Origin of the sequence: Rothia sp. HMSC069C03, from assembly GCF_001811075.1 — a bacterium.
Taxonomy (GTDB): domain Bacteria; phylum Actinomycetota; class Actinomycetes; order Actinomycetales; family Micrococcaceae; genus Rothia; species Rothia mucilaginosa.
On sequence record NZ_KZ627138.1, the window covers coordinates 42,777 to 65,272 of the forward strand.

Annotated in this window: 21 protein-coding genes; 17 read left to right on the plus strand and 4 right to left on the minus strand. The window is 59.6% G+C overall.

Annotated features, from left to right (window positions below):
* The first annotated feature begins 141 nt into the window (after positions 1-141).
* From HMPREF2779_RS09200 to HMPREF2779_RS05960, 8 genes are all read left to right on the plus strand, one after another.
* Positions 142-519 carry a hypothetical protein gene (locus HMPREF2779_RS09200; RefSeq protein WP_233992293.1) on the plus strand — a complete coding sequence of 126 codons (378 nt, stop codon included), beginning with the start codon at positions 142-144 and terminating at the stop codon, positions 517-519.
* A gap of 148 nt (positions 520-667) precedes the next feature.
* On the plus strand, positions 668-934 hold the full coding sequence (locus HMPREF2779_RS09205) for a hypothetical protein (protein WP_233992294.1): 267 nt from the start codon (positions 668-670) through the stop codon (positions 932-934).
* 520 nt (positions 935-1,454) lie between these two features.
* Positions 1,455-1,577, plus strand: a complete 123-nt coding sequence (locus tag HMPREF2779_RS09290; protein WP_255402015.1) for a hypothetical protein — start codon at positions 1,455-1,457, stop codon at positions 1,575-1,577.
* Between the two features lie 186 nt (positions 1,578-1,763).
* Entirely contained in the window at positions 1,764-2,339 is a 576-nt protein-coding gene (locus HMPREF2779_RS09210) for a hypothetical protein (protein ID WP_233992295.1), read from the plus strand.
* Between the two features lie 32 nt (positions 2,340-2,371).
* A complete protein-coding gene (locus HMPREF2779_RS09215) occupies positions 2,372-2,836 on the plus strand; it encodes a hypothetical protein (protein ID WP_233992296.1) in 465 nt (154 codons plus the stop codon).
* Positions 2,837-3,113: 277 nt separating this feature from the next.
* Positions 3,114-3,584 (plus strand): DUF4870 domain-containing protein, encoded by a 471-nt coding sequence (locus tag HMPREF2779_RS05950; RefSeq protein ID WP_070685167.1) that lies wholly within the window; start codon positions 3,114-3,116, stop codon positions 3,582-3,584.
* Positions 3,585-3,819: 235 nt separating this feature from the next.
* On the plus strand, positions 3,820-5,112 hold the full coding sequence (locus HMPREF2779_RS05955; RefSeq protein WP_105361068.1) for an adenylosuccinate synthase: 1,293 nt from the start codon (positions 3,820-3,822) through the stop codon (positions 5,110-5,112).
* A gap of 172 nt (positions 5,113-5,284) precedes the next feature.
* Positions 5,285-6,322 (plus strand): magnesium and cobalt transport protein CorA, encoded by a 1,038-nt coding sequence (locus HMPREF2779_RS05960; RefSeq protein WP_105361069.1) that lies wholly within the window; start codon positions 5,285-5,287, stop codon positions 6,320-6,322.
* A 36-nt stretch (positions 6,323-6,358) separates the two neighbouring features.
* Here HMPREF2779_RS05960 and HMPREF2779_RS05965 read toward each other — a convergent pair whose 3' ends face one another.
* The 3 genes from HMPREF2779_RS05965 to HMPREF2779_RS05975 form a co-directional block, all read right to left on the minus strand.
* The gene (locus HMPREF2779_RS05965; protein ID WP_105361070.1) at positions 6,359-7,042 is read right to left on the minus strand and encodes an integrase; all 684 of its coding nucleotides are present in this window, start codon (positions 7,040-7,042) and stop codon (positions 6,359-6,361) included.
* A gap of 253 nt (positions 7,043-7,295) precedes the next feature.
* Positions 7,296-8,348 carry a FecCD family ABC transporter permease gene (locus HMPREF2779_RS05970; RefSeq protein WP_105361071.1) on the minus strand — a complete coding sequence of 351 codons (1,053 nt, stop codon included), beginning with the start codon at positions 8,346-8,348 and terminating at the stop codon, positions 7,296-7,298.
* A 25-nt stretch (positions 8,349-8,373) separates the two neighbouring features.
* Complete coding sequence (locus tag HMPREF2779_RS05975; RefSeq protein WP_105361072.1) at positions 8,374-9,636, minus strand: FecCD family ABC transporter permease; 1,263 nt, start codon at positions 9,634-9,636, stop codon at positions 8,374-8,376.
* Positions 9,637-9,759: 123 nt separating this feature from the next.
* Between HMPREF2779_RS05975 and HMPREF2779_RS05980 the strand changes: the two genes are divergently transcribed.
* Together HMPREF2779_RS05980 and HMPREF2779_RS05985 are read left to right on the plus strand one after the other, a co-directional pair.
* The gene (locus HMPREF2779_RS05980) at positions 9,760-10,779 is read left to right on the plus strand and encodes an ABC transporter substrate-binding protein (protein ID WP_233992297.1); all 1,020 of its coding nucleotides are present in this window, start codon (positions 9,760-9,762) and stop codon (positions 10,777-10,779) included.
* A gap of 281 nt (positions 10,780-11,060) precedes the next feature.
* Positions 11,061-11,981: a YwqG family protein gene (locus HMPREF2779_RS05985; RefSeq protein ID WP_105361074.1), complete on the plus strand. Its 921-nt coding sequence runs from the start codon at positions 11,061-11,063 to the stop codon at positions 11,979-11,981.
* A 93-nt stretch (positions 11,982-12,074) separates the two neighbouring features.
* Here the strand turns inward: HMPREF2779_RS05985 and HMPREF2779_RS05990 are convergent, their stop codons facing one another.
* A complete protein-coding gene (locus HMPREF2779_RS05990) occupies positions 12,075-13,676 on the minus strand; it encodes an ATP-binding protein (protein WP_105361075.1) in 1,602 nt (533 codons plus the stop codon).
* A gap of 418 nt (positions 13,677-14,094) precedes the next feature.
* Between HMPREF2779_RS05990 and HMPREF2779_RS05995 the strand changes: the two genes are divergently transcribed.
* From HMPREF2779_RS05995 to HMPREF2779_RS06025, 7 genes are all read left to right on the plus strand, one after another.
* Complete coding sequence (locus HMPREF2779_RS05995) at positions 14,095-15,555, plus strand: O-acetylhomoserine aminocarboxypropyltransferase/cysteine synthase family protein (RefSeq protein ID WP_105361076.1); 1,461 nt, start codon at positions 14,095-14,097, stop codon at positions 15,553-15,555.
* Positions 15,555-16,061: a CoA-binding protein gene (locus HMPREF2779_RS06000; protein WP_005507272.1), complete on the plus strand. Its 507-nt coding sequence runs from the start codon at positions 15,555-15,557 to the stop codon at positions 16,059-16,061. Before HMPREF2779_RS05995 ends, HMPREF2779_RS06000 begins: the two co-directional genes overlap by 1 nt.
* A 298-nt stretch (positions 16,062-16,359) precedes the next feature.
* Positions 16,360-17,400, plus strand: a complete 1,041-nt coding sequence (locus tag HMPREF2779_RS06005; RefSeq protein WP_070818987.1) for an Abi family protein — start codon at positions 16,360-16,362, stop codon at positions 17,398-17,400.
* Between the two features lie 438 nt (positions 17,401-17,838).
* Positions 17,839-18,990 (plus strand): trans-sulfuration enzyme family protein, encoded by a 1,152-nt coding sequence (locus HMPREF2779_RS06010; RefSeq protein ID WP_105361077.1) that lies wholly within the window; start codon positions 17,839-17,841, stop codon positions 18,988-18,990.
* Positions 18,991-19,300: 310 nt separating this feature from the next.
* Complete coding sequence (locus tag HMPREF2779_RS06015) at positions 19,301-20,461, plus strand: trans-sulfuration enzyme family protein (RefSeq protein ID WP_070685185.1); 1,161 nt, start codon at positions 19,301-19,303, stop codon at positions 20,459-20,461.
* Between the two features lie 98 nt (positions 20,462-20,559).
* The gene (locus HMPREF2779_RS06020) at positions 20,560-21,405 is read left to right on the plus strand and encodes a transporter substrate-binding domain-containing protein (protein ID WP_070685186.1); all 846 of its coding nucleotides are present in this window, start codon (positions 20,560-20,562) and stop codon (positions 21,403-21,405) included.
* Between the two features lie 270 nt (positions 21,406-21,675).
* A complete protein-coding gene (locus HMPREF2779_RS06025; RefSeq protein WP_105361078.1) occupies positions 21,676-22,491 on the plus strand; it encodes a transporter substrate-binding domain-containing protein in 816 nt (271 codons plus the stop codon).
* The last annotated feature ends 5 nt before the right edge of the window (positions 22,492-22,496 follow it).

The window sequence follows — 22,496 nt, forward strand, 5'->3', positions numbered from 1 at the left end:
AAAAACCCTCAGAACCCAACCGAGAAGAGCGATAGCGAGTATCAACCCCTGTGGGATATAGAGCAGCCCGTCCCCGATTACTCGGCTTTGCTACTTCACGGAACGCCGGTTGCCGCGCCGACCGGGGAGATTCCCGGGCCAGTGAAGGAGGTCCTGGAAATACAGAAGGCTCGTTCTGCATCCGTGCCTGTTGACCCCGTGGTTCCTGCAGCACCTGATTCTGCGGTGCCCAACCCTGCAGCGCCCAATCCTGATGCGTCTACTCTGCAGGTTTCTGCTCCTGCGCCGTCTGCGCAGGCGGCGAACTTTTTCCCCTCGGCGACGGGTCATCCGGTGCTGAACCGGCGGCTGTATGGCCGCCCGGGCCCCACGATGCGCCGCATATCCCCCATGGGCACGGATGCTGCTGCATCTGCAAACCAGCAGGCGCCGTCCGCGTTCCCCTCCTGGTTGGGCGAGAAAAGTAGAGGGTGCACCTCGACCTATCGGGTACATCCCTGCGGCACCGGTTGCGGGTAGGGTAAGCGGATTAGACCTGCGGAGGAAAGTATGGCCTGAGCTCATCGCCCTCTTCTTCATTGGTGTGGTGTTCAACCCCCTGACCTATATATCCTTGGCTTCTAGTACCGGGGTTTCTGGCGCTGGTGGGTATGTCTTCTACATCTTCATGATGATTACCACAGTGACTTTGGGTCTTCCCCTGTTCTTGTGGGTTGGTGCGCTGACTTATACGCTGGTCCGAGTGAGCCTAAAGTACCGGGCGCTGAAGTGGGAGGCTATGCCTCTCGGGTCGTTCTGGTTCTACCTGGTGTATGACCGCCTGCCTAGGGATGCTGAGGAGATGCAGTGGATTCTGGGTGCGGCGTCTTCGATGTCTTCCGCGGCGGCTCTGACTCCTCAGCCGCCGAACTCGAATATGGGCGGCGCATCATGACCGGCGGAGCGCAGGCGCAGAGCCCGCAGTGGCGTATGGATTCCTTCACAGTTGATGCCGCCCTGCCGGTGGCGACGGAACCTGTCTACGGTATTCCCGGCCCGAGCCTGCAGCCCATGCAACTACTGAGTGCGGTGTCGAAGGATGCCGGACCCACGCAGGTGGCTTCTGTGCGCTGGCAGAATCAGCCCGGCACCGCTGTGGCTCTTGCTGCACCGAGGGAAGACACCGGCGAAGCTCAGGTTGTTGGCTACATCCCTGCAAGTACACCGGAGGCCACCGTGGATTGGGCTAAGGCTCGTCTCGGGTACGCGTGGTGGCTGGTTTTGTGCGTAGTGTTGCAGGTGATTAACCCGTTCCTTCTGCTACCCCTGGTGTACATGGTGAATGAGCGGGTTGCCGGGGAGGTTCTTGGCGCCTATTTCTTTGTCTGGCTGTATTCGTTTTTCACGGTGCCCTTTATCTGGCTTGGCTTGATGATTTATTCGCTGGTGAAGCTCCACAGAAGCGGCGGGAGGCGGTGGCGAAGGCAACGACGTACGGTGCGTTCTGGTACCACCCGGTGTACGACCGCGCCCTGCAGGAGGGTGCCCACCCGGACGAAGCGGGGGAGCCCGAGGGATTGTCAGTGCCAGCGGAGTAGCTTCCCGCAAATGCCCCCCAGTAGACCCCTGGTAACGTTGAACCCCCGGCAGTGTTAACACGTGCGTGTTGGAGCTTGTCGGGGGCTTTTTCTCAGCTTTTATCAGGCAGGTTTCAAGGGGCTGCCCAGCGCACGCTGGTACGGTGGTGCCACTAGGAGTATGTCTGGTAAGCAAAGGAGACGACCATGGCAAACCGACCCACTGAAAAGAAGGAAACTGCAAAGAAGGAAGAGACGTACCAGCCCCTCTGGGACACCGACCAGTCCATCCCGGAATACATGGCGCTACTCATGGACCAGCAGGCCTCAGAACAAGAAGGCGCTGAGCTGCACAAAGTCTCCGACAGCGAAGACTCCGACGGTAGCAACGAACCGGAAGACACCTCAGAAGATACTCACGAAAACGAAGTAGAAAACCACCCGGTAGCGCTCGCCTCTACCCAGCCCACCCAGTCCGCTGGCCAGCCTGTACTCTCTGCCCGTGAGCGGGCGCAGGCAATGCAGACTCAAACGATGCACGCCTACGGTGAATATGTTCGGCTAGAATCCCTCGGCTTGAGCCCGGGAGCTATTCTGCCGGTCATCCCCGACCCGCTCTTCGGCACCCCCGACTCGAAACTCATCGAAATGCGCCTGCTCGACCGCTCCCAGGATGAGTCCGCACCCATGCAGGCGTGCGCCGCCCACCTGAACCCGTCAAGGTTGAGGAGAACCCCATATCGCGGGCGGCAATGCTGCAACCGGTGGGCTATGTTCCAGTGAATAGGCCACCGACACAGTACAGCGTTGAAGACTTGAAGAAGGAGCTCGCCCTCACGAACATTTCGCTTGGTGTACTGCTGATGCTGAATCCCTTCGTGTTGGCGCCTCTTGCCAGCATCGTAGACCCCGAATACGGGTTGATGGTCGCGTTCATTTTCATAGTCATCGGTGTGGGGTCAATCTTTGTGGTTCCGATTCTGTGGATCATGGGCATTGTTCGCCTCTTCAAACGCCGGAATCAGATAAATGACCTCATCGAGGAGGGACAGGCCCCGCCCACCGAGTTCTGGTACTACCTCGTGTACAACCGCCTGCCGGAAGGCTACACGGGCGTCAACGGCTTCACGAAGGAAGAAGAGGACTCTTTCTCGGTGTACGAGTTTTTGAAAAAGCAGGAACGCGCAAAGCTACACGAGGCTGTAGTACCGCGCGAGGCCTCCGCACTACAGAAGCCCGCCGCGCATCCTGCGCTCGCCGATGAAGAGAAACAGGACTAACCCCAAGCCAACCCATACCGTATAACAACCTGCCCCTCTACGCACGTAACACCACGTGGAGGGGCAGGGGCGTCTTTTTGTGTCATATTCGGGTTTCTTCGTCTGTTGTCCGGCGAGGGTTAATATTCCATTTACCTTGCCTTGATAGGGTGAAACCATCACGAGCGTTGAGACTAAGCAGAGCAAGGCGGGCACCCTCCAAGAACGGCGAGTTAGCCTGCCGCCGCGCCTCAACGATTAGCTGTATCCACTCATCGATAGATTAAGGAAAAGAACGATGTCCCAGAACCCGAACCCTGAACAGTACAACCAGTACTCCCAGCAGGCACCCGCCTACTCGCAGGCGCCGGGTCAGCAGCCCAACGGTTACGTAGTCTCCTCCAAGGACGACCAGAACATGGCGATGCTCGCGCACCTGGCTTCTGCGATTCTGTCTCTGCTGTCCTTCGCAACCGCAAGTATTCTCGCGCCGCTGGTCATGTGGTTCATCTACAAGGACAAGCCCGGTTACGGTTTCACTAAGGAATCGGCACGCCGCGCGTTCAACTTCAACTTCTCCCTGTGGCTCGTCAGCATGGCTTCCTGGCTGCTGATGGTGGTGTCCCTCGGCATCCTGGGCATCATCCTGTGGGTTGTCCCGCTGGTTGTGGCTATCCTGATGGTTATCTTCCACAGCCTGGCTGCTATGGCCGCAAACCGCGGTGAGCAGTACACCTACCCGATGACCTTCATCGAGATCATCAAGTAGTCTTCATAAGCTCATACCGGTAGCGCCCCCGTCCGAATATCGGATGGGGGCGTTGCCGTGCCCGGTGAGGCTCACCGGCACCGTATCCGGCACGCCTACCGCCCCGTCACACGGGACTTAAAGGGGCGGGCACGGTATCATTAGAAGAGGTGTGCCTACCCGGATCATGAGGCGGTAGGTCGCCGCCGCGCCGTGAAATCCGGTGCGTATCTTCAAGGCTTTCAAGGAGCACAAAATGTCAGCTGTCGTGATTGTGGGCGCCCAGTGGGGCGATGAGGGTAAGGGTAAGGCAACCGACCTGCTCGGCCCCCGCGTAGACTACGTGGTCAAGCCCAACGGCGGTAACAACGCCGGTCACACCGTGGTGGTGAACGGCCAGAAGTTTGAGCTAAAGCTGCTGCCCGCGGGTATTCTGAGCGATAACGCCGTCCCCGTGATTGGTAACGGCGTGGTTGTTAACCCCGAGGCTCTTTTCGCTGAGATTGACGGCCTTGAGGCCCGCGGCGCTGACACCTCCCGCCTGAAGATTTCCGCTAACGCACACCTGGTCGCCCCCTACCACCAGACCATGGACAAGGTGACCGAGCGTTTCCTCGGCAAGCGCGCTATCGGCACCACCGGCCGCGGTATTGGCCCCGCCTACATGGATAAGGTTGGCCGCCTCGGCATCCGTGTTCAGGACATCCTGGACGAGTCGATCCTGCGTCAGAAGGTTGAAGGCGCACTGCGCCAGAAGAACGAACTGCTGGTGAAGGTCTACAACCGCCGCCACGTTGAGGTTGACGAGATCGTCGAGTACTTCATGTCCTACGCTGAGCGTCTGAAGCCGATGATTGTAGACACCACCCAGCTGCTGAATAAGGCACTGGACGAGGGTAAGACCCTGCTGATGGAAGGCGGCCAGGCAACCTTCCTGGACGTTGACCACGGCACCTACCCGTTCGTGACCTCCTCCAACCCGACCTCTGGCGGTGCGTGCGTCGGTTCGGGTGTGGGCCCGACCCGCATCTCCCGCGTAATCGGTATTCAGAAGGCGTACACCACCCGCGTGGGTGCTGGCCCCTTCCCGACCGAGCTGTTCGATGAGATGGGCGAGTTCCTGCGCACCACCGGCGGCGAGTTTGGCGTGAACACTGGCCGCCCGCGTCGTTGCGGCTGGTACGACGCCGTGCTGGCGCGTCAGGCTGTGCGCATCAACGGTTTCACCGACCTGTTCATCACCAAGCTGGACGTTCTGACCGGCATGGATAAGATCCCGGTCTGCGTGGCTTACGACGTTGACGGTGTGCGCCACGACGAGATGCCGATGACTCAGACCGAGTTCCACCACGCTAAGCCGATTTTCGAGTACTACGACGGCTGGACCGAGAACATTTCGGATGCGAAGAGCCTGGATGAGCTGCCCGAGAACGCCCGCAAGTACGTGCTGAAGCTGGAAGAGATTTCTGGCTGCCGTATCTCCGCGATTGGTGTGGGCCCGGACCGCGACCAGACCATTGTGGTCCGCGACCTCATCAACGAAGACTAAGCGCAATAATTCAATACGTGAAAGCCCCCCGGAGGCTACCTTACAGGTGCCTTCCGGGGGCTTTTCCTATGCCGGGTGCACGCGCGGTGCACATGACCAGGCGGGGCGTGTGCCGTATGCTGGAAAGAGCGCCTCGCACACGTGGCGCCAAAGCGTTCAGAGGAGTACAACGATGACCTACATTACCGGAGCCATCTACCCCAGCGGAGACCGCATCCGCGTAGGCACACCCGAAGAAGAAACCCTCAACGCCTACCAGCAGCCCAACACCGCCGTAGCCCTCGGATACGCCAACGCCAACATCCACGAACTACACGCCCTGCAAGAAACCTTCAACCTGCACGAACTCGCCATCGAAGACGCCGGACGAGGCCACCAGCGCGCCAAACTAGAACGATACGGCGACTCCCTCTTCACCGTCATCCGCCCCGCCATCTACCTCGACAAAGAAGAAGAAGTGCGCCTCAGCGAACTGCACCTCTTCACCGGCCCCCGCTACACCCTCGCACTCGTTCGCGACGAACAACGCAGCAACCAGCGCATCAACGACCAGTTCAACCTGCTCTACGCCACCCCCGATGCATCCCCCGCCCGACTGCTGCACCGCATCCTCGACAGCACCGTCGACGGGTACGCACCCGTGCTCGATGGCCTTGAAAACGACAGTGACGAAATCGAAGACATTCTCTTTTCCCACAGCGAGCGGCGCGAGGCCAACTCCCTCGCACAGCGCATCTACGAACTGCTCAACCAGGTTATCGACTTCCAGCGTGCCTGCCGACCCCTCGAATCCATGATCGGCCGCATCATCGAAGGGATGCGCACCGGCGCGCTCGACCCCTCACCCTACCCGGGCGTATCCGACGAAGAAAAGAACGAAGAAGCGGTCGAGCTCGCCCGGCAATTCCGCAACGTGCTCGACCACGTAACCCAAACAAAAGAACGCCTCGAAGACCTTCGTAGCTCCCTCGAAAACGCCCTGCGTGTGCACGACACCCTGCTTGGTCAGCAGCAGAACGACGACACCAAGAGAATCTCCGCCTACGCGGCGCTGCTCATGGTGCCCACCATCGTTGGCTCCGTGTACGGCATGAACTTTGAGGTCATGCCTGAACTCAAATGGGAGTTCGGCTACCCCGCCGCACTGCTACTCATGGTGGGTTCCTGCCTGCTTCTCTACTGGTTCTTCAAGAAGAACAAATGGCTCTGATATGCGCGTATGCCGCATAAGGCATACACGAATACCTTATGCGGCACGGTCGTACTGGGCACGCATCGCGCGGCGGCAATCACGACGCTCACGCTTGAACTTCTTACACACAGCCTCCGAATCAGCAAACATGTAGAAGTCCTCCGGCTCAGCCGACAAACCCAAAGTCGACAGCTCAACCAGCGACAGCATCGCGTAGAACACCTTGCGGCGCAGCTCAAAATTGCAGGCACCCGGAGCGGACTCCACCGCAAACACGCCGCCGGTGCACTCCAGCGCGCGCATCGCCCAGTGCTGAGCCCACAGGTCACCATTGACCGGGCTCACACCCAGGCGAGTCAACGCCAGGCCGGTACCCTGCACACGCTCAAAGCGCAGGCACATCTCCAGATCCTTCTCCAGGGGGAACACGAACAGCAGAGCGTTCTGCGCCGCTGCACGCAGCTCAGCCAGGTTCGCCTCGTAACCGGAAGCACCCTGAGTCAGGTGACGCATCACGCGGCCCATGGTCGAAGACGCCGGCGCGGTGCGGAAGCACGAACCGTCAGCCACCAGCTGCTCCAGAACGCCGCGGATCTCCTCCACGTTGAAACGCTCCATACGGACGATGGTGCCCTCCTGCATCAGCAGGTTGAACTCTGCATCACGGCACAGCTGCTCATCGGCGGTGCAGGAAATCTCTGCGTTTGCGTACTGGCTCTCGTGAGTGGTGTTGTCCATGACCGTTCCTTCCGTAGATGCTGAATCAACCTAGCGGCAACACCGCAGGAGACGGCGTGCCCGGTCGGAAGGACTGTCCCTTCCAATACCTACACTCTATGAGCGACCCCTGACACGATAAGCAGTTTTTAATCTACCCCGGGGTAAAACTGGGAAAATTCTGAAAACACCCGTGAAACCCCGTGAAACAGAGAAAACCGGGTGCCCCACAGTCGGAAACACCCGGTCACTCATACGGAATAAGACGGCACAACTAGCGCTGACGGTACAGCAACCACAGCATGTACACGCCACCCAACGCGCCCGTCACTAGGCCCACCGGAATCTGGAACGGCGCCAACGCACGAGCCGACACAAAATCAGCCAGTACCAAAATCACCGAACCCAGCAACGCCGAATGCCACATCGCCATACCCGGAGTGTTCCACAGGCGGCGCGCAATCTGCGGGGCAACCAGCGCCAAAAAACCAATCGGGCCCGCAACAGAAATCGCCACAGCCACCAGGAGCACGGCAGCCGCCACCAGCAGGTTCACGGTCCTCTTCACAGGCAAACCCAAACCCGCCGCTAAATCGTAGCCGAGCTCCAAGACGCGCAGGCGATGCGTCAGCATCAGCACCAGCGGAATCGCCACCAGCAGCAGCACCGCCTGCACCGACATCTGGTTCCACGACAGGGCATTTAGTGAACCGTGTTGCCAGGTCTTCGCCGCCTCCGCCTTCTCCAAATCACCGCGCGTAATCAGATAATCGTTCACGGAACTGAGTATCGCACTCACCGCAATACCGATCAGCACCATCTTCTGACCCATCGTCGCACCACCGCGCGCACCCGCCAGAAGCATCACCACAGCCGCCGTCGCAAAACCGCCAATAATAGCGCCCATACCCATACCCACGCCGGTAGAACTCAACGACCCAATCAGCACCACAGACAGTGCACCGGTTGCCGAACCCACCGTGAAGCCGATAATATCCGGCGAACCCAGAGCATTACGGGAAACCGATTGAAAAATAGCGCCCGACAAGCCCAAAGCCGCACCCACCACCACGGCGGCAAGCATACGCGGCAGACGCTGATTCAACACCAGCTGACGCTCAATCTCCGTGCCCTCACCCTGAAAAATCAGGCGAAACACCTGATCAGGGCTCATCTGATAACTACCAAACACCAGGGAGGCGACCGCCGCCACCACAAGCACCGCCACCACCAGCAGGGTACGCGGAATAGGGGTGCGGTAACGCCCAGGGATACGCACAGACCCGGCAACAGCAGACCCGGCTACAGAACGAGACACAACGCTCACAATAAAACCTCTCAGAAACCAGGGCCTACAAACCAGATACGCCAGACGAACCACGCGCAACAGGGGGGTGAGCACGATGCGGACCGTGCTCCGACACGTGAGCCGGACCCGACTCATCGTGCGCCTGCGCCTTCTCACCCATGCGGCCCTTCTTCGCACCGCGCGCACCCGTACTCAACCGCAGCACCAGAACCATCAGCACCGGGGCACCAATAAAGGCGGTCACAATACCCACTTCAAGCTCACTCGGCATCACCAGAACGCGACCCAAAATATCGGAGGCAAGTACCAACACCGGGCCGTACACCAGCGACAGCGGCAGCACACGCGCAATATCGGAACCCACCAGCAGACGCACCACATGCGGCACGACCAGACCCACAAAACCAATCGGGCCCGCAATCGCAGTCGCCGCACCACACAGCGCCATAATCGCAATAATCGTCGCGCCACGGACCATTGTCACCGGCACACCCAAGCCAGCTGCCGCATCCTCACCGAGTGCCAGGGCACGCAGAGGACCGATCAGCATGAACGACAGCACCAAACCGAACGCAACAAAGGGCAGCGCAGACAGCACCTGCTCAAAGGTGCGGTTCTCCAGCGAACCCACCACCCAGAAACGGTGCGAATCAAAAGCCCTCGAATTAAACATCGTGATAATGCCGGTAATCGTGCCCAGGCAAGCGTTCACCGCCACACCCGTCAGCACCAGACGCGCCGTCGAATCCAGGTTCGGTTTAGAATCCACCAGGCCCATGACGAACACCAGCGCCGCCGCTAGACCCGAACCCAGTAGAGCCAGCCACAGCTGAACGAACGGGGAGGACACCCCAAAAACGCCCACACCCACCACCACGGAGGCGGCAGCACCCGAGTTCACACCCAGCAGACCCGGCTCAGCCAGCGGGTTACGGCTCAACGCCTGCATGAGCACACCCGACACCGCCAACGCGGCACCCACCAGCAACGCCGCGGCGGTACGCGGGGCACGCTTCGCCCAAATCAGCTTCGACTCGGTAGTGTTCGCCTCCGGGTGGAGGAAACCGTCAATGGAGTGGTCCAGGGCGAACATGCGCGAACCCACCGCAAACGACAGGGCGCAAAGCAGCACCAGCAGAACGCCGCCAATAATGAGCGCAACCGCCAGACGCGAGATAGACTTGCCGCCCTGACCGCCCGAGGAGGCGCCAGATACGGCGTCCGAAGAAGCGGAGAGGGCACGAATTTTCGCCAGGGAAGCAGCGCTGACGGCGGGTCCGGAAGAGGTGGTGGTCTGTGGGGTCATATGCCTTGGAGGTGGTGGGGGAGCGGTGCGCTCCCGTGCGGACGGAGGATGCTTAACGTATCAATAGATGAGTATTAAGTATTGCATATGCATATATGAGGTTATCCTAATAAAATGGCAAATATGATGAATAAGATCACCCGCCGCTCCTTCGGCGCACTCGCACTCGGTTCCTTCGGTGCCCTCGCCCTGGCGGCATGCGGCTCCTCCAACACTTCCGGCTCTTCCTCCGCGTCTGCTTCTGCGACCGGTAAGAAGGTGGCACCCTCCACCCTGCCCTCCGGCATGGGCACCACCACCGTTGACGGCGAATTCCCCCGCACCGTCAAGCACTTCCGCGGTGAAACCACCATCAAATCCGCACCCTCCAAGGTCGTGATTCTCTCTACCGGTCAGCTCGACGGCGTGCTCTCCCTGGGCATCGTGCCCGTCGGCGCGGCAACCGCCGGTGATGCCGACCTGGTCCCCACCTACCTGAAGACCAAGTTCTCCGATAAGTCCGCAGAGCTCGACAAGATTGCCAAGGTCGGCAAGCGCACCGACCCGGACGTTGAGGCCATCGCAAACCTCAAGCCCGACCTTATCCTCATTAACAACACCAACAAGAAGGACGAGCTGTACGAGTCTCTCGCCAAGATCGCGCCGACCGTGGTCACCGAGGGTACCGGCGTCAACTGGAAGCAGGACTTCCTGCTGATTGCCGCCGCGCTGGGCACCACCGAGAAGGCTGAGAAGCTCATGGAGGAGTACAACACCAAGGCGAAGTCGGTCGGTCAGAAGGCTGGCAGCGAGAAGACCTTCTCCTTCCTGTACGCTTCCGCTGACCGCACCCGCATCTTCGCGAAGTCCTCATTCGTGGGCTCCATCTGCGCGGATGCATCCCTGGCACGTCCCGCAGCTGCGCAGGTTGAGAAGACCTCCATCGACCTGAGCTCCGAGCAGCTTGACCAGGCTGACGGCGACTACCTGTTCTACGGTGTGCAGGGTGGCGACGAGTCCAAGCTGACCGGTGAGGCACTGTGGAGCACCCTCAAGGCTGTTACCGAGAAGCACGCGCACAGCGTGGATTCTGACATGTTCTTCCTGAACGCTGGCCCGGCTGCCGCGCTTGGTGTTCTGGAGACCATCGAGAAGGCGCTCTAAAGGTTCTAGCCTCTCGTAGAGATTCGTAGAGATTCGCCGGGAAGCCCCGCATTCTTACCTCTCATGCCCGCGCATGAGGGTGAGGAGGCGGGGCTTTCTGCACGCTTGGCACCTGCTTTCGCACCTGCTTCTTGCCAGCCGGATGCACTCGTGACCGGAATTGGTGCGCGCCCGCCCGAAATAGGGTCTAATGGGGGTAGAAGGCGCAGCGGTACCGTTGCCCGCGCCTGACACACTGAAACCTTACACACCGATTAATTCACCGACGAAACGAGCACGCAATGCCGAAGAACAAGCCGTTCGAGGACATCGAAAAGCAGGCGAAGCACGTTATTGACCTGCTCAACCAGGAGGGCGCCCGTAAGAAGGCTATCGCCCTGAAGCCCTTCGTTCCCGCCGAACCCTTGCCGCAGACCGCATCCAAGTTTGGTGGCCGACCGTACCTGCCCGCAGGCGAGTTGCCGCCGACCAATGAGAAGGGTGAGCCGCTGGGCATGATTGCGCAGATTAACTGTGCTGAGCTGCCCGAAAACGACATCTACCCGGCGACCGGTATGCTGCAATTCTGGATTAACCCGAACGACGAAGAATGTTTGTGTGGTTACGACTACGAGAACCCGCTCTCGCAGAAGAATCACCGCGTCGTCTACTACGAGACGCTGGATGAACCGAACCCGGATGCCCCGTTCCCCAACGTTGACTGGGACGAAGGCGGTTGGCCCATCGGCGGTTTCGACTGTGAGAGCGGCCCGCTCGAAATTGAGTACGGCATGACCTTTGAGGTGCGTGAGCAGGGTGTGACCGCCTCCGGCTACGACTACTACGATGTTTTTGGCGCGAAGTGGGATGAAACCTACCCGGATGAGTTGCTGCCCGAAGCGCACGAGAACCCGTATAAGAACCAGCCTCGCCGCGAAGCTCTCTACGAGCTGACGGAGCCTTTCGAATCGGAGGAAGAGTACTCCCACGTGGGCGGATACCCGTTCTTCGTGCAGAATGACCCGCGTGACGAGTTCAAGGAGCTGCGCGGCCACACGGTGAACCTGCTGACTATCGTCTCCGAATCGGAGAACGAGGAGAACGAAGACGAGGAGATTGAGATCATGTGGGGTGATGCCGGTGCGGCGAACTGGCTGATTACCCCGGAGGCGCTTGCCGCCCGCGACTTCTCGCAGGTCGTCTTTGAGTGGGCTTGCGGCTAAACGTGGTTTTGGCTGAATAGTTGAAGGGGGAGGGAAATAGAGAATAACCGCTCTATTTCCCTCCCCTTTTTGTCTACCTTTTATCGGGCACGTCTAAGCAGCGCGATACTTACGGTTCTTACTACGCGGCGGAGCTGTAGGAACAATCAGCTTCGCCTCCACAAGACGGCGCAGATCATTCGTAATGGAGGTACGTGAAGCGCCCCGACCCCAATGCTCTTGGATATACGCCGTGGAAACAGCCTCGCCCTGTGCACGCAGGCCGCGCACAATACCAGCCTGGCGTTCGTTAAGGCCGTCAAGCGACGCATCGGCGCCTGCCGGTTCGACGGTGTCGGCTGAATGTTTGCCCGTGGGATGGGTTGCGTGCTGAGTCTTATCCTCAGGCTCGGTCTTCTGTTCTGTAGAAGATACATCCTGCGGGGGCTGTATCAGAGTGACCTGCACATAGAGTAGACGGTCAGCGAACTGGGGAGCGGGCAGACCCGCCTCCTTCAGCGCGCGCATAACCGTGGGAATACCGGAAGCCCTATTCTCTGCAATCAAACGCCCCGTACCCGGGTCGGGCAGATCAGTCAGAATGCTTGCCAAGTAGCTGTTGCGGGTTGAAGAAACACCGGGCTGACCGAAATCTCGGATAGTCACAGCACCGTAGATACCACCCGGGCTACGCACCACCAGGCGGTTGGTGTAGAGCTCAACCTGTACCTGTGAGCCGCGCGCACCCGGCGAGTAGTCGCGGTGCATGAGGGCGTTGACCAAGAGCTCGCGGATAGCCTCCAGCGGATACTCGTAGCGCTCAACCCGCCCGATACCGCTACTGTTGAGGCCCTCCATCGTGGACGTTTTGCGCATATTGCGAACCAAAACGCCCATAGCTTCATCCAACATGGAGGGGATAGGCCCGGTACAGCTGTGATTGTCCAGAAAACGTCGACCGTCCTCAGTGATCTCACCAAGCTCTTCACCGGGAAGAACAACAACGCTCATCATCAGCTGCGGGAAGAACGCCTGCGGGTAGGATCCCATGGCGAGAAGCGCCCCAAGAGTGGGCACTTCTCGGCCCTCAGAATCGATGCGTAGAATGCGTGCCTGCAGAAGAACCTCACGGTCAGAAAGCGCCGCAAAAACGCGAGGCTGCTCCTCGCGGAGGCGAGCGACATAGGCACTCACAAGGGTGGGGGAGAGGTCCTTGAAGCTTGCCTCGCTGACCAGCTCCTCGTCGTAGCGGGGCTGACTGCGGTTCTCTAGGAGGCGGTCAATCTCGTATTTGGTGAGGCGAATATCGGCCTCGCCGACGCGCTGGTAGGAGCCGTTATACATACCGTGTGCTTCGATGTAGTAGGGCTTCTGCGTCGGGTCGCCGGGGAGCACATCGATGCGCACGATACGGTGCTGCTCGTCTGCCGCCTCAATTTGAATATCTACCGGGGGTCGAGGCGTGATCTTGGAACGGATTGCCTCAACGGATGCGTCGTGGACTGCCTGTGCGTTGAAACCTTCAACTGGCTGTAGACCTTCTGCCGGGTCGGTGAGGCCAAGAAGAATGGTGCCACCGTCGCCGTTGGCGAAGGCACTAACGGTTTCAAGAACGGATTTGGGGAACCCGCCAGCTGCAGCTTTGACTTCTACTCGCCCGTTTTCAGCCTGGCTACGGCGTAGGTTTTCGATGAGTTCGGCGGTGTTTGTTTCCATGCATGCTCCCGATGGCTACTTCTTGGTGAACGTCATAGCAACGTCATAACAGTATCATAACAATTTCTGCGATGATGTTGTTATGATCCTGCGATGATGTTGATATGATTCGCTGTCTTCATCATTCTTAGAATCTTAAAAACCCCGAAATTGCAGGCTAAAACTGGGCATTCCTGTCGGTCTCATTGACCGCGCATCATATCAGCCGTCATAACAACTTCTGTTATGACGGCTGATATGATGCCCCGCTAAGACCCGTACGGCAGTCCCCGCTCGCCAAAAATAGCCCGTCATAATCCGCAATAAACGACATATAGGTACCCGCACTTGGTGCACCCCGCCGCCGGTGGCACAGTATAAAGTCGAGCCACTATCGACTCCCCGCACACAGGCGGGCAGATACACCAGGAGCAAACCAATGGCTGAACACACTTTCGGCTTCCGCACCCGCGCACTACACGCGGGCGGCACCCCCGACGCTGAACACGGTGCCCGCGCGGTCCCTATCTACCAGACTTCCTCCTTCGTCTTCAAAGACGCTGACGACGCCGCGAACCTCTTCTCCCTGCAGAAGTACGGCAATATCTACTCGCGCCTGTCCAACCCGACCGTCGCCGCGCTGGAGGAGCGCATCGCCTCCCTCGAAGGCGGCATCGGTGCGGTAGCGACCGCCTCCGGCATGGCTGCCGAGTTCATTACCTTCGCGGCTCTGTGCCAGCAGGGCGACCACATTGTGGCATCTTCCCAGCTGTACGGCGGCACCGTCACCCAGCTGGACGTGTCCCTGCGCCGCTTCGGCATTGAGACCACCTTCGTGCCCGGCACCGACCCCGCCGACTACAAGGCGGCACTGACCGAGAACACCAAGGCGATCTACACCGAGATCGTGGCGAACCCTTCCGGTGAGGTTGCCGACCTGGAAGGCCTCGCAGAGGTCGCACACGAGGCGGGCATCCCCCTGGTCGTGGACGCAACCCTGTCCACCCCCTACCTGATCCGCCCCATCGAGCACGGCGCGGACATCGTCATTCACTCGGTCACCAAGTTCCTGGGCGGTCACGGCACCACCCTCGGCGGTATCGTCGTCGAGTCCGGTCGTTTCAACTGGGGTAACGGCAACTTCCCGTCCATGACCGAGCCGGTTCCCTCCTACAACGGCGTGTCCTGGTGGGGTAACTTCGGTGAGTTCGGTTTCCTGACTAAGCTGCGTTCTGAGCAGCTGCGTGACTTCGGTCCGTCGCTGAGCCCGCAGTCCGCGTTCAACCTGCTGCAGGGTGTTGAGACCCTGCCGCAGCGCATGGACGCGCACCTGGCGAACGCTAAGCAGGTTGTCGCCTGGCTGGTTGAGGATCAGCGTATCGCCTACGTGAACTACGCCGGTCTGGAAGACCACCCGCACCACGAGCGTGCGAAGAAGCTGCTGCCGCTGGGTGTCGGTTCCGTGTTCTCCTTCGGCGTGAAGGCGACCGAGAAGGCTTCCGGCCGCCTGGTCGGTGGCGAGTTCATCGGCGCCCTGCAGCTGGCAAGCCACCTGGCGAACATTGGTGACGCACGCACCCTCGTGCTGCACCCGGGTTCGACCACGCACCAGCAGTTGACCGCTGAGCAGCTGGCTGCTGGCGGTGTCGGTGAGGACCTGATCCGCATTTCCGTGGGTCTGGAAGACGTTGAAGATATCATTTGGGACCTGGATCAGGCGCTGACCTACGCGACCGGCCTGAACCACACCGGTGAGCGTGTGGGCGAGTCCAGCGCAGACAAGGTTGTGGAGGCTGAGGAGGCGGTCGCCGCCGCTAAGGCCGCCGAGGACGCTGCCGCCGCTGAGGCTGCTGCTGGCGCATCCTGCTCCCTGCCTACTACCACTCAGGAGGAGAAGTAATGACTGAGAAGCGTACCTGGGTGGGTCCTTCCGCCCCTGAGCGTCTGAACATTCTGCGTAATACCCGCACGATCGCGATTGTGGGTATGAGCGATAAGATTTCGCGTGCCTCGTACTTTGTGGCAACGTATCTGCAGTCGGCGTCGCCGTACAAGCTGTATTTTGTGAACCCGATTCTGGCGGCGAAGGGCAAGCTTGTGCTGGGTCAGCCGGTGTACCCGGCGCTGCAGGACCTGCCGGAGGTCCCGGATCTGGTGGAGATTTTCCGCCGTAACGAGGACCTGCCGGGCGTGGTTCAGGAGGCTGTGGATCTGGGCGCGAAGACCGTGTGGATGCAGCTGGGCTCCTGGAGTGAGGAGGCTGCCGCGATTGGTGAGGCTGCTGGCCTGAACGTGGTGATGGATAAGTGCGTGAAGATTGAGCATGCGCGTTTCCACGGTGGCCTGCACCTGGCTGGTTTCAACACGGGCGTGATTTCTTCGAAGCGTCAGGTGCTGTCGAAGTAAGCAGCCTGTGCTGTGTAAGCCGCTGCGGCTTGTAATTACAAAAAATCAGGCGCTCGTTAGCGTTTGAATGGAAGGGGCGTACCCGGGGTGATTCCCGGGTACGCCCCTCCTTCTTTGATGCTGACGCAGTGATATAAGCAACCATAAGATGACCAGGGAAAACGCCCAGATTCCTTGAGAGCGTGTAGCTCCAATGTTATTGTTGTAGTAACAGTCCCCCCTCCGCCTCTGATTCAAGCGCATCTCGAGGGGGTCCTTTTTTATGTTCGGTTCTACGGCGAACCGAGTAAGGAGAGCAGTGGTTTTGCCCAAGGAATCGTGCGTATTTCTGCCTTCAATAGAGGACCAGAAGGAATACCTTGTTGCTAAGAGGTATTTTCCTCAGGGAACGACCCTGAGCGATGATGACCGAGACATGCTTGCATGCTCTAATTTCCACTACCTTCTGGGATACTTTCGTAATTACAACAAATACAAGAGCGAGGGGCTTCTACCCGAAAACTCAGGCATCTCGGATGTTTTAAATCTTGTGCGCATGGATGTGAAGGTCTCTTCCCTCCTGTACGGGTACATGAGGCAGAGCGAACAAGCGATTCGAGCTGCATGGGTGGACGTATTCTGCACTTATCGTAGCCCCCATGAGTACCTCAACCCGAATGCATATATCTGCATGAATCAGGACAGACCAGTAGATGCGCTCATCAAAGATATGATGCGGCATATCCTGCGATACCGTGAACCGTATGTTCGCGAGCGTATTGAGGAGTGGTGGAAATCCTGCGGAAAAAGTTCCTCTAAAAACCCCTCTGAAAACTTGGATGACTGGGAAGACGTTGAGGAGCTTCGAGAGATGATGCAAAAAGAGCTTCCCCTGTGGTCTGTTGTCGATTCGTTTTCATTAGGGCTTCTCTCCCATGCCGTGGTCCAAAGTTATGCTTCAGGAACTATCCCCGAGTCCGGAGACGCTGAAAAGCTGCTGCTCTACAAAAAGACAGCAGAGCGTATGGGAGTGAACCATAAGCACTTTGAGGGCCGTCTAAAGTCTCTGACCACTCTGAGAAACCGTGTAGCTCATGGTTCTCGCCTCTGGATGATGCCGACGACTGATACCTCTGCAAAGCCCAAAATTTTTGCTAAGGACCTCCGCGAGGCGGACCCGAAAGGTATGTTGGTCAGCTTCGCTAACGTTGCTCTTTTGCAGGGAAACACCCGTCGTCAGCGGGAAGCGTGGAAAGCGATAAAAGCTTTAGTGGAGCAGGATGAAAGTTACAGTATCGGGGTGGGATCACGGAAGATTTTTAACGTGATGGCCATTCCTGCCGCTGGCCTCGCATTATGACGCTGGCGTTCTCACGGGACTGAGGGAGGGGGCGTACCCGGGGTGAGTCCCGGGTGCGCCCCTCCTTCTATGCTCGGTGTAATACCCGGCAGGGCATCCGGCGTGTTGGGGCGAGATTGAGGGCGCAGCATCGCCCCTAGTGGAGGGCAGTTCAGCTTTAAGGTAAACCTACCCTTATATTCTGGGGTGCTGAGCCGGTATCCTAGTGTGGAGCCCGGCGGCCGGTACTCAGCACACACGCGTACCGACCGCCGGGTCTTTTCACGCGCGAAATATGACGAAATATATGTCTAAAATGTCGAAATATAACGCCGTTTTTCAGTCATAAAAAGTTACTCGGTCACAGAAAAGAAAAAACTAGTCAGCTCCCAAAAAGAGCCATAAGCTAACAATATATTTATCCCCGCATTTTATGCATAACCCTTAGCCGAGGACAGCATGACCGGATTCACCACGAAGGCAATTCACACTACGGACCGCGACAACCCGTACGGCTCCATCCTGCCTCCGATCTACACGACCACCACCTACGCCCAGCCCTGTGACGGCACCGAAGGCCCTTACGACTACCAGCGCGGCGGCAACCCCACCCGCGCGGCCCTCGAAACCACGCTCGCAACCCTCGAAGGCGCCAAGCACGCCTTCGCCTACCCCTCCGGAATGGGCGCCACCGCTGCCGCCCTCGGCATCCTCAAGGAAGGCGAGACCCTGCTGCTGGGCATGCCCTCCTACGGCGGCACCTACCGCTTCGCGACCATCGAGCTGCCCGCCCGCGGCGTCAAGACCCGCTTCATCGGCGACTTCACGGCCCTCACCGACGAGGACTTCACCGACAACGTGACCATGGTGTTCCTGGAGAGCCCCTCCAACCCGCTACTGCGCGTGAGTGACATCGCCGCCATCGCCGAAATCGCGCACCGCAACGGCGCAATCGTGGTCGTCGACAACACCTTCATGACCCCGCTGCTGCAGAAGCCCCTCGACCTGGGTGCAGACATCAGCGTGCAGTCCGCCACCAAGTACCTGGGCGGCCACGCCGACCTACTCGGAGGCGTCGCCGCAACCAATGATGACGCGCTCGCTGAGCGCCTCTGGCACCTGCAGATGATTACCGGCGCAATGCTTTCGCCCACCGACTCCTACCGCCTGCTGCAGGAGGTCAAGACCCTCAAGCTACGCCTGACCCAGCAGCAGAAAAACACCATCGAGGTCATCAACTACCTGGAGGCGCACCCCGCCGTGAAGCGCGTGCTCTACGCGGGTTCGCACAGCGAGTATGAGGCGCAGGTGCACGCCCGCCAGGCGAACGGCCTGGGCGCGCTCATCTCCATGGAGCTGGTGGACGGCGCAGACCTGCCCGCGTTCCTCGAAGCCCTGAAGATTTTCAGCCATGCGGCGAGCCTGGGCGGTATCGAGTCGCTGGTGGTTCGTCCCGCGCTCATGGTGCAGGCCGCCTACACGCAGGCGCACCGCGACGAATATGGCGTGAGCGACAACCTCATCCGCCTGGCCATCGGCATCGAGGAGATTGAGGACATTATCGAGGATTTGGAGCGCGGCCTGACCGCAGCCCTGGCGCATCAGGCATAGTCCCTGAACATGAGGCGCCGCACGACCGTATCGCGTGATTCGAGGTGCCCTAAATACGCGGTGTAATGTCACCCATAATAATTACTCAAAATACCCGGATTAATGTATTTCTTTCAATGTAAAAGAATGTTTTTAATGCGGGTATTTTGTGTACCCTCACCGCATTTTTATGTGACGTTGCGTGAACATATTAACCCCCGTGAAGTTTAGCTAGAACGGCATAAAAAATGCGGGTAGGGTAAATCTCAGATACACGACGACACACACAGCTACACCCGCGTTCGGGGTAGCCGGACGAAAGAGAACCACCATGAGCCAGCAGAACCAGCTCGAACCGACCGGGTTCACGACCTGCACCATCCACGCCGTGCACGATGCCCGCTACGATGCGTCCGTGCCGCCGGTCTACCTGGCTAGCGCCTTCGGTACCGCAGGTGAGGACACCACCTACATGTACCAGCGCGGCGCGAACCCCACCCGCGATAACCTGCAGGCGACCCTCGCCACGCTTGAGGGGGCCGAGCACGCCTACGCGTACCCCTCCGGCATGGCGGCAACCGCGGCGGCCCTCGGCGTTCTGGAGGCGGGCGACACCCTGCTACTGGGCATGCCGACCTACGGCGGCACCTACCGCTTCGCGACCACCGAGCTGACTAAACGCGCTGTGAAGACCCGCTTCATCAGCGACTTCACGACCCTGAGCGATGAGGACTTCACCCCGGACGTGAAGGTCGTCTTCCTTGAGACCCCCACGAACCCTACCTTGCAGGTCACCGACATTGCCGCGGTTGCGGAGCTGGTGCACCGCCACGGCGCCCTGCTGATCGTGGACAATACCTTCATGACGCCCTACCTGCAGCGTCCCCTGGAACTCGGCGCTGACATCACCGTGCAATCTGCCACCAAGTTCCTGGCCGGCCACGCCGACCTGCTCGCCGGTGTCGCAGCCACGAACGACCCCGACCTGGCCATTCTGCTGCACCGCGGTCAGCTCGTCAGCGGCGCGCTGCTGCCCCCGATTGACTCCTACCGCCTGCTACAGGACGTGAAGACCCTGGCCCTGCGCCTGGAACGCCAGCAGCAGAACGCCCGCGAGCTCATCGAGTTCCTCTCCGAGCGCCCCGAGGTCGAGAAGATTTTCTACGCCGGTAGCTCCTCCGAGGAACAGACGGAGGTGCAGTCCCGTCAGGCCCGCGGCATCGGCTCCGTCTTTTCGCTGCTGCTCAAGGACGGCGGCGACGCGCAGGCCTTCGCCCGCTCTCTGCCCATCTTCGTGAACGCCGTGAGTCTGGGTGGCATCGAATCGCTCGTGAGCCTGCCCGCGCACACTACGCACGGCGCCTACGCCCAGGAGCACCGCGACGAGTTCGGCGTGGATGACCGCCTCGTGCGCCTGGCAATCGGCATTGAGGATATTCAGGACCTCATCGCGGCCCTGGAGATTGGCTTGAAGGCCGCCTTCTCCGGCTAGGTTCGTGCCGCCGGTTCATACCGCTGGCGAACGTCACCGGTCCATACCGCAGATTTCAACTTTTACACCACACATCAACGTAGATTAAGGAACCAAGAATGACCGTTCTCAACACCTCCGCCGTGCTGAACCGACGCTCCCTGCTACTGGGCGCGGCCCTCGCCGGAACCGCCGGCCTGCTCGCCGCCTGCTCCGGCGGTAATGGCTCCAGCGCAGGCTCCGCACAGAGCTCCTCCAACCTGCTGGAGTCCATCAAGTCCGCGGGCAAAATCCGCATCGGCGTGGAGGGTACCTACCGCCCCTACACCTACCACGACGCCTCCGGTAAGCTCGCCGGCTTCGAGTACGACATCGCCGAGACCCTCGCCAAGGACCTGGGCGTGACCGCCGAGTACATCGAAACCCCCTGGGACTCGCTTATCGCCGGCGTGGACGCGGGCCGCTACGACATCGTGCTCAATAACGTGGCACCCACCGAGGAACGTAAGAAGAAGTACGATTTCTCCGTGCCCTACGCGCACTCCCGTGCCCGCGTGGGCGTGAAGAAGGACTCGAGCCTGAAGAACGCCTCCGAAATCTCCGGCCATAGCGCCGCCCAGAGCGCCACCAGCAACTACCGCAAGCTCGTGGAGGAACGCGGCGCCACCATCATCGAAGTCACCGGCTTTGACGAGGCTATCGAGCAGGTGCTCACCGGCCGCGCCGAGCTGACCGCCAACGACTCCGTGTCCTTCGCCGAGTACTTCAAGGAGCACCCGGACGCCAACCTGCGCCTGCTGGATGGTGAGGTCGGCCCCGGCACCAACGTCGCCGTTCTGTTGCCCAAGAACCAGACCGCGCTGAAGGATGCGATTGACGCCTCCATCAAGAAGCACCTGGGCAACGGCGATTTCAAAGCAATTTTCGAGAAGCATGTGAGCGAGGACTTGAGCCCCGCCTCCTAAGCTTTCGTGAAAGGCTCGGAAGGGGCCCGGAAAGGGTTCACCCGCCAGGACTTCTGAAATTGTGTCGTGGTTAATGTCTCTGCGGCTTATCCTGAACCGATGAGAGAATATGACGGAATGTTACGTTGAATTCTTTCCCGCCGGGAATAGCTGTAGGATAGCCAGCGTTGCACCCGCAGAGAGGGGCACACCGCACGATGCCCCCGGGTTACCGCAGGGTGACAACCCGCAACTACAAGAGCATCAACCACCACACGAAAGAAGAACACTATGTCCGCAATGATTAACCGCCGCACCGTCCTCGCAGGCTCCGCATTCACCGGCCTGGCTGCGCTACTCGCAGCGTGCGGTTCGTCCAGCAGCACCGCATCCAGCACCAACAAGCTGGAGGCTATTAAGTCTGCTGGCAAGATCCGTGTGGGCCTGGAGGGCACCTACCGCCCCTTCTCCTTCCACGACTCGAACGGAACCCTGGTCGGTTTCGAGAAGGAAATCATCGACCTGGTCGCTAAGGACCTGGGCGTGACCGCAGAGTTCACCGAAACCCCCTGGGATTCGCTGATCGCCGGCGTGGATGCTGACCGCTACGACATCGTCATCAACAACGTTTCTGCAACCGATGAGCGTAAGCAGAAGTACGACTTCTCCGTACCCTACCTCTACTCGGAGCCGAAGGTTGCCGTGAAGAAGGATTCTTCCCTGCAGAACGTGAGCGAGATTTCCGGTCACTCCTCGGCGCAGTCTGAGACCTCGAACTTCCGCAAGATGGTGGAGGCGAAGAGCGCCTCGATCGTGGTTGTTTCCGGTTTCGATGAGGCTATCGAGCAGGTCCTCTCGGGCCGTGCAGAGATGACCGCGAACGACTCCGTGTCCTTCGCTGAGTACTTCAAGGAGCACCCGGACGCTAACCTGCGCCTGCTCTCCGGTGACCTGGGCACCGGCAGCAACTCCTCCATCCTGCTGCCTAAGGGCCAGGACGCCCTGCGTAACGCTATCGACGAGTCGCTGAAGAAGCACCTGCAAAACGGTGACATCAAGGCGATTTACGAGAAGTACGTGGGCGAAGACCTCTCCCCGAAGAACTAATTAAA

What these genes read in the sequence shown, in the direction of transcription:
- HMPREF2779_RS06015 (WP_070685185.1), top strand. Translation starts at nt 19,301, where the DNA reads ATGAGCCAGCAGAACCAGCTCGAACCGACCGGGTTCACGACCTGCACC.
- HMPREF2779_RS05975 (WP_105361072.1), bottom strand. Translation starts at nt 9,636, where the DNA reads ATGACCCCACAGACCACCACCTCTTCCGGACCCGCCGTCAGCGCTGCT.
- HMPREF2779_RS05980 (WP_233992297.1), top strand. Translation starts at nt 9,760, where the DNA reads ATGATGAATAAGATCACCCGCCGCTCCTTCGGCGCACTCGCACTCGGT.
- HMPREF2779_RS05960 (WP_105361069.1), top strand. Translation starts at nt 5,285, where the DNA reads ATGACCTACATTACCGGAGCCATCTACCCCAGCGGAGACCGCATCCGC.
- HMPREF2779_RS05985 (WP_105361074.1), top strand. Translation starts at nt 11,061, where the DNA reads ATGCCGAAGAACAAGCCGTTCGAGGACATCGAAAAGCAGGCGAAGCAC.
- HMPREF2779_RS05950 (WP_070685167.1), top strand. Translation starts at nt 3,114, where the DNA reads ATGTCCCAGAACCCGAACCCTGAACAGTACAACCAGTACTCCCAGCAG.
- HMPREF2779_RS06020 (WP_070685186.1), top strand. Translation starts at nt 20,560, where the DNA reads ATGACCGTTCTCAACACCTCCGCCGTGCTGAACCGACGCTCCCTGCTA.
- HMPREF2779_RS06025 (WP_105361078.1), top strand. Translation starts at nt 21,676, where the DNA reads ATGTCCGCAATGATTAACCGCCGCACCGTCCTCGCAGGCTCCGCATTC.
- HMPREF2779_RS09205 (WP_233992294.1), top strand. Translation starts at nt 668, where the DNA reads ATGATGATTACCACAGTGACTTTGGGTCTTCCCCTGTTCTTGTGGGTT.
- HMPREF2779_RS06000 (WP_005507272.1), top strand. Translation starts at nt 15,555, where the DNA reads ATGACTGAGAAGCGTACCTGGGTGGGTCCTTCCGCCCCTGAGCGTCTG.
- HMPREF2779_RS05990 (WP_105361075.1), bottom strand. Translation starts at nt 13,676, where the DNA reads ATGGAAACAAACACCGCCGAACTCATCGAAAACCTACGCCGTAGCCAG.
- HMPREF2779_RS06010 (WP_105361077.1), top strand. Translation starts at nt 17,839, where the DNA reads ATGACCGGATTCACCACGAAGGCAATTCACACTACGGACCGCGACAAC.
- HMPREF2779_RS05965 (WP_105361070.1), bottom strand. Translation starts at nt 7,042, where the DNA reads ATGGACAACACCACTCACGAGAGCCAGTACGCAAACGCAGAGATTTCC.
- HMPREF2779_RS05995 (WP_105361076.1), top strand. Translation starts at nt 14,095, where the DNA reads ATGGCTGAACACACTTTCGGCTTCCGCACCCGCGCACTACACGCGGGC.
- HMPREF2779_RS09210 (WP_233992295.1), top strand. Translation starts at nt 1,764, where the DNA reads ATGGCAAACCGACCCACTGAAAAGAAGGAAACTGCAAAGAAGGAAGAG.
- HMPREF2779_RS05955 (WP_105361068.1), top strand. Translation starts at nt 3,820, where the DNA reads ATGTCAGCTGTCGTGATTGTGGGCGCCCAGTGGGGCGATGAGGGTAAG.